The organism is Nitrospirota bacterium, from assembly GCA_040755395.1.
Lineage (GTDB): Bacteria > Nitrospirota > Nitrospiria > Nitrospirales > Nitrospiraceae > DATLZU01.
In genome coordinates this window covers 52,779-57,411 of sequence record JBFMAX010000018.1, presented here as the reverse complement: position 1 = coordinate 57,411, position 4,633 = coordinate 52,779, and the positions used below count along the sequence as shown (strand labels likewise).

Sequence of the window (4,633 nt, the reverse complement as noted above, 5' to 3'; positions counted from 1 at the left end):
CGAGTTGGACCCGATGCCGCTTCTCTTGCAGATCCAGCAGATGATTCACGAAGGCGAGGTGGACGGCCAGCGCGACGAGGACGGGGACAAAACACACCATGAGGATGAGCCAGAGCTTCTGCTGGACCCTGAGTCGGCTCCACCAAGATTTCAACGGCGAAATAATCCGATAGAACATCGCGTACCACAGGTACCTATGCCCGCACGGACGAATTACAAAAATCGTATAAACCGGTTCTGTTGAGAGTCAAGCCGAGGTGGGCGATCTGTGTGAGTGGGCGGGTCGCTCCGGTTGTTCGAGTGCCCAGGCGAGGTCATCCCTTGACGCTGCCCGCCGTGAGACCGGCCACGACCTGGCGCTGGAAGACCAGCGCGAGCAGGACGATGGGCGCCGTGACGAGGATGGTGGCGGCGGCCATCTCGCCCCACGGCGTTTCGTGCAGGCCGGGGAACAGCGCGATGGCGACCGGCGCCGTGCGCGAAGCGTCGGTTGCGGAGAGCGTCAGGGCGAACATGAACTCGTTCCAGGAATAGATGAACACGAGCAGCCCCGCCACCGCCACGCCCGGCAGCGCCGGCGGCAGGATGACCGAGACCAAAGCGCGCACGGGGCCGCATCCATCCACGCGGGCGGCCCAATAGAGTTCCACCGGAATCTGCCGGAAGACGCCGGCCAGTATCCACACGGCCAACGGCAGGGCGAAGGCGGTGTGAGTCAGAATCAGCGCCGTCAGCGTGTCCCGGAGCCCCAGTTCCCGCACCAGCAGGTACAACGGGCTGATCGCCGCGATGGGCGGGAACATCGAGATCGAGAGGGCGAGCCCGAGGACGGCCGGCTTTCCCTTGATCGGCAGTCGGGCCACCGCGAAGGCGCACAAGGCGCCGAGTCCCACGGCGAGGGCCGTCGCGCTCGCGGCCACGATCGCGCTGTTGAGCAGGTTCCTGTCCAACTGCGAATGGCCCAGCACCAGACGATAATGGACTGAGGTCGGATGCTCCGGCAGGAGCGGAGGCAGCCGGAGGAGATCGGCGTCCGGTTTTACCGAGGTGATGACCTGCCACAGGACCGGGCCGAGACAAAACAGGACGACCAGCGCGAGAAGGACTCCCCGCGTCGCCGGTCCGGCACCGGCCGGTAAGGGTGTGCGCCAATCAATCTTTGTCGTCATGGGTCGACCGTCAACCGTCAATCGCATTGCGCAACGAGCTGGACTCGCGCGACATGCGAGTCTCGCTTGTCTCGCCATTCCCGCTCGTCGCGCTTCCACGCGTCACGCTTCACCCTTTACCCCTTACCCCGTCAGCTTATCCCGCCTCCCTGAGCCGGCGCCGGAGGAGAAACAGGTATCCACCGATCATGACCAGCATGAGCCCGAACATCGCGCAGGCCAACGCGGATCCATAGCCGAACTGCAAGGTCTGAAACAAGGTTTTGTAGGCGTAGATGGACAGGGTCTCGGTGCTGTTGCCGGGTCCGCCGCCGGTCAGGACATAGACCGCGTCGAAGACGCGGAACGCGTCCAAGGAACGGAACACCACCACGATCAGGATCGTCGGCGCAAGGAGCGGCAGCGTGATGCGGCGGAAGATCGCCCAGGCTCCCGCGCCGTCGGCGCGCGCGGCGCGATAGAGGTCTGGAGGGATCGCCTTCAACCCGGCCAGGAGCAACAAGGCCGCGAAGGGCGTCGCTTTCCACACATCCATGGCGATCGCGGCATGGATCGCCCAACCCGGATCGCCGACCCAGTTGACGGGATGCCGGACCAGAGCCGCACCCGTCAACAGATAATTGATCAACCCGTGGTCGAGCTGATAGAGCCAGTCCCACATGCGGGCGGAAACGACCGTCGGCACGGCCCACGGAATCAGCACGATCGCCTGCAGCCAGGGGTGCCTGGTCCCGATTCGATCCAACAGCAGCGCGATTGCCAACCCGAGCGCCAGTTCGGCCGCGACCGAGACGCCGGTAAAGTACAACGTGACCCGGCAGGCGGACCAGAACCGGTCGTCTTCGATCAGCCGGAGGTAGTTGGCGAAACCGACGAACTCGTGAAGGCCGAAGATCGGGAGGCGCCGCTGGAGGCTCAGGCCGATGGCGGCGATGATCGGGCCCAGGGCCAGCGCCGCCAAGAGCAGAACGGCTGGGGCTGCGCACAGGTATCCCCACACAGAATCCGGTATCGTCGCCCGCTCTCGGGCCGAGCGCCTCGCCGTCACGACTTCCGCCGCCCATCCGCCGTGGAAGCCGAGACCGGCCGGTGCTCCTCGAGCGAGAGAATGTACGCGGTTTGCCGTCGGAGAGCCGCCAGGGCCGTCGGCACCGACTTGATCCCGACCAGAGCCGCGCTCAGTTCCGGCTGCCAGGCCTGGGACAGCATCAGGTAATAGGGCGTGACCGGACGGGGCCTGGCCGCTTCCAGCACAGGATACAGGTCTTCGAGCCGGGGCCCATGGCGGGGCTGGGACCCGCGCCGGTACAGAGCCGGCCGGGTCGGGTTGTACCCGATCTCTTTCGCGATGGTCTCCTGAATCTCCGGGCTCGTGAGATACCGGAGCAGTTGGCCCGCCTCCTTCGCGTGAGCCGTCCTCGCCGGGATGGCCAGCATCCATCCGCCCAAGACGGGGGATGAGGTCTGTCCCGGAGCCGAGGGCAGGGGCGCCAAGCCGATCTTGCCGCGCAGGGGAGCGTCTTCCCGTTGGAAGAGCGTCCAGGCATAGGGCCAATTGCGCATGAAGACGGCGTGGCCGGCGCCGAATTGGTGTCGGGTGGCTTCCTCGTCCGACGTCACCACCGACAGCGGCGAGATCCCTTCGGTGATCAGTGAACGCATGAAGGTCAGGGCTTCGACGATCGCGGCCTCGTCGCCCGCAGGCAGGTCCCCGCCGTGACTCCGGATAAATTCCAACGCCGTGCAGACGAGGCCTTCGTACTGTTTACCCTGCCAGACGAATCCCTTCAACGTCGGGTCCCGTTCCCGGTCGAGAATCGCGCGGGCTGTGCGAGCCAGTTCGGGCCAGGTGCGGGGCGGCACGAAGCCGTGCCGCTCGAGCAGGTCGCGACGATAGAACAGGACGCCCGCATCCACGTACCAGGGCGCTGCGTAGAGGCGTCCTTCGAACGTCGCCGCCTGGACGGCGGCGGGGAAAAACTCCCGGCGTTCCGCGGGCGGGACGACGTCGTCCAGGTCGCGAATCCAGCCGGCCCTCGCGAACTCCTGCACCCAGATGATGTCTGCGGCCAGGAGATCGAACCCCGGGCTCCGGCTTTCGAGATTGACGGCGTAGAATTGATGCTGCTGATCCGAGGCGCTGGGCAACACCTCTTCCCGCACGGTGACGCCGGGATGCCGGCGCTCGAACTCGCGCAGGATCGCGGCGATCGCCCCGGGCCGGGCGGCCAGCTTTCCGTGTTTGAAGACGAGCGTTGTCCCCGAATCGGGCGGAGAAGCCTGGGCGCAGGCGGAGACCGCGACAGAGAGACACACGCCCCACGCGATCGCCAGGATCTTCATCAACCGGCGGGCACCCATTGCTCCCGGATGCAATTGGTCCCGGCGGGACGAGCGCGAAAGGCGCGAAACGCGCGACGGGCAATCTGCCTTCCGACATTTCGCGCAAGTCGCGCGTGTCCCGCTTCCACCCATCACGCTTCACGCATCACGGGTTACGGATTACGGATTACGGGTCACAGGTGTCTGAGGTCATCCGGCGCTCGGTCTTTGAACCGGTTCGACAGGCGACGCTCCAGAAATTCCTTGGCGAGATCCTTGGCGCCCAGCCCGAAGGCGATCGCCGCGGCCATCACCACGCCGCCCAGCGTGATCCCGAAGCCCACCACCACGATGTTCTGGGCGATGCCGAGTTGCTCCAACGCCATGGCGACGGCGAGCAGTTGAACCCCCCAACGCGAGCAGGCCGCCACCAGCCGCGCCGGCGGAAGCCCGGCGTTGACGGCGGCGATCAGCACGGCTTGCGAAATGAAGTTGGACAGGAGATATCCGGCCACGAGGATCACCGCCGCCGTGAATAAGTGCGGGACATAGGCCAGGAACGATTTGGCGAACTGGTTGATCGGCTGCAGATTCAAAGCCCCCAACGCCGCCATGGTCGAGAAAATCACGATCAGCCAGTAGGCGGCGCGCCCGACGAGGCGCGACGGGTCCGTCTTCACGCCGCCGCGGAGCAGGGCCGCGCTGACGCCGATCCGGTTGCACAGGTGATCCAGCCCGACCACCCGCAGCACCCGTTCGATGAGATGGCTGACGCCCCAGGCGACCAGCAAGCCCCCCAACAGAATGATGGTCATCGCAAGAATGTTGGGGAGCACGCCCAACACCTGACGGCCCAACAGTTCCAACGGCTGCAACAAAGCCTTTTCCCAAAAGTCTTTCATGGTCGCCTCCAAACCAAGCTTCGCTCGGGCCGCCGGCTCTTTATCGCTTTATCGTCATTGACGCCGGCGGATAGAGTCTTCAACCCGCTCTTTGCCGTTGTCTGTGCGATATGCCAAGCTTCGCTCGGGCCGCCGGCTCTTTATCGCTTTATCGTCATTGACGCCGGCGGATAGAGTCTTCAACCCGCTCTTTGCCGTTGTCTGTGCGATATGCCAAGCTTCGCTCGGGCCGCCGGCTAT

At 65.2% G+C, this 4,633-nt stretch carries 5 protein-coding genes; all 5 read right to left on the bottom strand.

Annotated features, from left to right (window positions below; all coding sequences use genetic code 11):
* Positions 1 to 314: 314 nt before the first annotated feature.
* Positions 315 to 1,169 carry a carbohydrate ABC transporter permease gene (locus AB1555_18415; protein ID MEW6248663.1) on the bottom strand — a complete coding sequence of 285 codons (855 nt, stop codon included), beginning with the start codon at positions 1,167 to 1,169 and terminating at the stop codon, positions 315 to 317.
* 136 nt (positions 1,170 to 1,305) lie between these two features.
* The gene (locus AB1555_18410) at positions 1,306 to 2,217 is read right to left on the bottom strand and encodes a sugar ABC transporter permease (protein MEW6248662.1); all 912 of its coding nucleotides are present in this window, start codon (positions 2,215 to 2,217) and stop codon (positions 1,306 to 1,308) included.
* The gene (locus tag AB1555_18405) at positions 2,214 to 3,530 is read right to left on the bottom strand and encodes an ABC transporter substrate-binding protein (protein ID MEW6248661.1); all 1,317 of its coding nucleotides are present in this window, start codon (positions 3,528 to 3,530) and stop codon (positions 2,214 to 2,216) included. Before AB1555_18405 ends, AB1555_18410 begins: the two co-directional genes overlap by 4 nt.
* A 155-nt stretch (positions 3,531 to 3,685) precedes the next feature.
* Entirely contained in the window at positions 3,686 to 4,393 is a 708-nt protein-coding gene (locus tag AB1555_18400; GenBank protein ID MEW6248660.1) for a hypothetical protein, read from the bottom strand.
* A 54-nt stretch (positions 4,394 to 4,447) separates the two neighbouring features.
* A partial coding sequence (locus AB1555_18395; GenBank protein MEW6248659.1) for a hypothetical protein occupies positions 4,448 to 4,633 on the bottom strand: 186 nt, incomplete at its 5' end.

Coding starts and splice junctions, on each gene's coding strand:
- AB1555_18415 (MEW6248663.1), bottom strand. CDS start 1,169: ATGACGACAAAGATTGATTGGCGCACACCCTTACCGGCCGGTGCCGGA.
- AB1555_18405 (MEW6248661.1), bottom strand. CDS start 3,530: ATGGGTGCCCGCCGGTTGATGAAGATCCTGGCGATCGCGTGGGGCGTG.
- AB1555_18400 (MEW6248660.1), bottom strand. CDS start 4,393: ATGAAAGACTTTTGGGAAAAGGCTTTGTTGCAGCCGTTGGAACTGTTG.